This window comes from Nostoc sp. UIC 10630, assembly GCF_010747425.1.
Classification (GTDB): Bacteria; Cyanobacteriota; Cyanobacteriia; order Cyanobacteriales; family Nostocaceae; genus Nostoc.
In genome coordinates this window covers 1-3,520 of record NZ_JAAGOG010000371.1, presented here as the reverse complement: position 1 = coordinate 3,520, position 3,520 = coordinate 1, and the positions used below count along the sequence as shown (strand labels likewise).

Here is a 3,520-nt window from a genome sequence, read left to right as displayed (position 1 = left end):
CACCTAAAACCAAGCTGGAGGGAGAAAGACACCGCAAACAGCTTTTGCAAACCCAGCAAGCCACAATGGATCGGGGAGCCCAACCGATCAATTGTGGCTTGCTGGGTTTGCAAAAAATGTTTGCGGTCTATTTCTCCCTCCAGCATAGTATTAGCTGGGTAAAAGTGTGATTGGTGATAACTTTCGGCGTATAGTTCAAAGCGTTGACGAGCAAGTAAATTATGTAACCCTGGTCGGCGGCGATCGCGGCGTAAGGCTCCTAAATCAATCTCGGCAAATGCTGCCATGCTCTCGCCTGCACCTGTTTCGGCTAAAACAATTCCGCGATGGTCGATGATTTTAGAGCCACCATCAGCAGAAGCTATGGGGATGGCAATATTAGCGATACCTGCGGTATTGGCTGAAACTACGTAAGCCATGTTTTCGACGGCGCGAGTGATTTTTGCCGCGTCTTTGGGAGTGAGGTTTTTGTTGTATACTTCCGAGGTGGAATGAACAAAAATCTCTGCTCCTCGCATCGCCAGACATCGCGCCACTTCTGGATACAAAATTTCTTCTGATGCTAAAGCTGCTAAATTACCGATCGCAGTTTTGGCTACTGGGAAAACTCCCTCTAAACCATAACAGTCAAGATATTTATCCCAAACATCATGGGGAGTGGGAGCAAATAAAGAATTTAGCCGCCGATACCGCAAGACGATTGAGCCAAAGGGGTCAAGAATAAAACAGGTTTGGAAGTACAATCCAGGAAAGTTGGGATCAACTTCGTAGGCATTACCAGCTAAGAATATTTTATGTTTTTGGGCAATTTTACCCAGCGCTTCATACTCTGCACCAGCCATTTCTATACAGGCTTTTTCTGCCCATCCTGCGAGACTATCTCCCATTGGAAAACCAGTAAGGAAATATTCTGGCAGTACAATTAAACGACAATCAAAGCCAATGAAAGCGATACTGGCAGCGATTTGTTGAGCTAGGCGGTTGATGGAGTTTAGCATGAGCGATCGCGCTTCGTGGCGATCAGTTGCTTGGTTGACTGCATGACAGGTAACTTGGAGTGCCAAGGCCCGGAATGAGTTGAGATCATCAGTATTATCTGCCATGCTGTATCCAAATTTTTTTACTACCTTATAGAATACGCTCGCCACCCCAGAGCGATCGCACTAATTTATCCGTCATTTTTGCCCCAAATAGCCGCACAGCAATTTGGTTGTCTGGATCGCGTTCTGCAACAGTACGGCGCACAAATAAGTCACGCTCAGATAAAGCAGTCCGTTCTGATTCCGCTACTGGTTCAGCTTCATCTACCCAACCTAGCCAACGATCTATCATCTCATGCGCTACCGTGTGGACACGATCAAGTGTCTCTTCTGTGACTGGACTGGTGTAACACAAACTAGTATGAGATTGTACCTGACGGATATACAGCGTTTTGCTAATATACTGCTGAAAACGTGAATCTTTCAGGAACGCCAGATATGTCTGGTTCACAGGTTCGTAGTAACGATCCAAATAGTCGAGGTCAGTGAATAGATCGGTGCGAGGGACGTAATCTATAAAAAAGAACAGTTCTGGAACCGTGGCAAAGACAATAGCCAAATGAGGAACACGAATCTGCGACTTGAGCCAAACAGTTAGGTGCATATTGCAAAAGCCAGATTTAGGTTCGCGTAACCATGAATGCACAAGCCAATCAATTTCTGGGCCAGAGAAGGTATTGAGTGAGCCGTGCGCTTCTCCAATCAAGGCAGAGTATTTTTGAAAGTTCTCAGTAGACGGATCTGAATGTAATTCAAAACGAGCGTCTATTTTCTCACGGAGTTCATTTGTCCAACCCCACAACTGCTCAAATAAGGCTGTATTGTCTACATTAATTTGCTGCTCAAGCACTATTTGTATCCTTTTAGATCAGAATGCAAACAAACATAATATAAAAGCAAAAAACCAGCATCTAGCTTCTGCCAGAATTCTTTCACCGAGCCAAAACAACTGTAAATGGCGTGGAATTATTGTTTGCTTCTCCTGTCTTTGGATAAACTTAATTTAAATCAAGAACTTCGGGTAGAAGAGAGAATGTCAAATTTCCGCGATCGCACAGAGTCAAACACCGATAAAGTTTTACTCATCGGAGTTACTGGCGGCACAGGTGGAAATGTCGTCAAAGGATTTCTCGAACAGGGAGTTAGCAACCTGCGAGTCATCACTAGAGAAATTGACCTTAATCGTCCAACTCTTGCAAAGCTCAACAATGCCGGAGTTGAACTGGTAAAAGCCAACCTCGACGATGAAAATTCTCTCATACCAGCCTTTACAGGAATTTCGGCTGTTTACTGCCACGCCACTTCTGCGGACTCCGCTAAAATTGACCCGCTAGAGGTGGAGAGAGCCAGGCGAGTTGCACAAGCTGCCAAACAAGCTGAAATTAAGCACTTTATCTACAATTCCGCAGGTGGAGCAGATAGGAATTCAGGAATCCCTCGCATTGAGCAAAAGTATCAAGTAGAGAAAATTCTCAAAGAAGCGGGCTTACCGACTACTATGTTGCGAGCCTGCTTGTTTATGGAGGAGTTTTGGAAGAAGTACACGCGACCTTCTATACTCAAAGGTAGTTTTCCGTTTTCAATTCAGCCAGATAAACCCCTTCATCTAATTACAACGAAGGACATGGGCCGCGTTGCTGCCTACGTAATTAAACATCCCACTAAGTATATTGGTCAAGAAATTGAGCTAGCTGGCGATGTGCTGACTCCAAAGCAAATGGCAGAGGCATTCTCCCAAGCGCAAGGGATAAAAGTTGTCCATAAAGAGATACCTGCTTGGATTTTCTTACTCTTGCTGCAAAAAGAACTGTTCGATTTGATTCAGTGGTATCGCAAAAAAGGTTATCAAGCCGATGTCTGGCGTTTACGAGAAGAAGAGTTTCCTGGACTTCTGACCACATTTAGTGAATTTTTGGCAGAAACTCACTGGTCAAATGCCGAACTTACCTATGAGAGTCTGCGATCGCATTAGTACACTGTGGCAAAAGTTTGCTTACCTTTAACCAGTTGCTCAGAGCAACTGATTAAGCTAGGCGAGAGGAAACTTGCAGTGCCAAGTCCCGGAATGAGTTGAGATTATCAATATTATCTGCCCTGCTGTGTCCAAATTTTCTTAACCATGCTTAGGGTCGTCTATGCCTACACCTCCCCAGAGCGATCGCACAAGTTTATCTGTCAACTCAAAACCAAACATCTGTGCGGCAAATTTATTACCTGGATCGCGTTCAGCACTGCTACGGCGCAGCGCCAAATCACGAGCCGCCAAAGCTTCCCGTGCATCTTCTGACACTGGTTCAGCTGCATCTACCCAGGTTAGCCAGCGATCGAGGGTTTCGTGTGCAAGTGTGCGAATCAGTTCGAGGGTGTCCAAGGTGGGTGCGCTGGTGTAGCACAAGCTAGCAGGCGATTGAAATAAACGAATATAGGCGCTTTTGCTAGTAAATGCCTTTAAGCGCAAATCGTCTTGCAACTTTAAAAAT

3 protein-coding genes and 1 pseudogene are annotated in these 3,520 nt (G+C 45.1%); 1 reads left to right on the top strand and 3 read right to left on the bottom strand.

What is annotated here, in order from left to right:
- Both G1O98_RS37425 and G1O98_RS37420 read right to left on the bottom strand, forming a co-directional pair.
- On the bottom strand, positions 1-1,103 hold a 1,103-nt coding region (locus tag G1O98_RS37425), incomplete at its 3' end, for a nitrilase-related carbon-nitrogen hydrolase (RefSeq protein ID WP_243458660.1).
- Positions 1,104-1,128: 25 nt separating this feature from the next.
- A complete protein-coding gene (locus G1O98_RS37420; RefSeq protein ID WP_163939407.1) occupies positions 1,129-1,890 on the bottom strand; it encodes a red chlorophyll catabolite reductase in 762 nt (253 codons plus the stop codon).
- Positions 1,891-1,995: 105 nt separating this feature from the next.
- Here G1O98_RS37420 and G1O98_RS37415 point away from each other — a divergent pair, with 105 nt between their 5' ends.
- Positions 1,996-3,012: an NmrA family NAD(P)-binding protein gene (locus G1O98_RS37415; protein ID WP_243458659.1), complete on the top strand. Its 1,017-nt coding sequence runs from the start codon at positions 1,996-1,998 to the stop codon at positions 3,010-3,012.
- Positions 3,013-3,153: 141 nt separating this feature from the next.
- On the opposite strand, the pseudogene G1O98_RS37410 reads toward G1O98_RS37415, so the two are convergent.
- Positions 3,154-3,520 (bottom strand): annotated as a pseudogene (locus tag G1O98_RS37410) (red chlorophyll catabolite reductase); the annotation flags it as partial.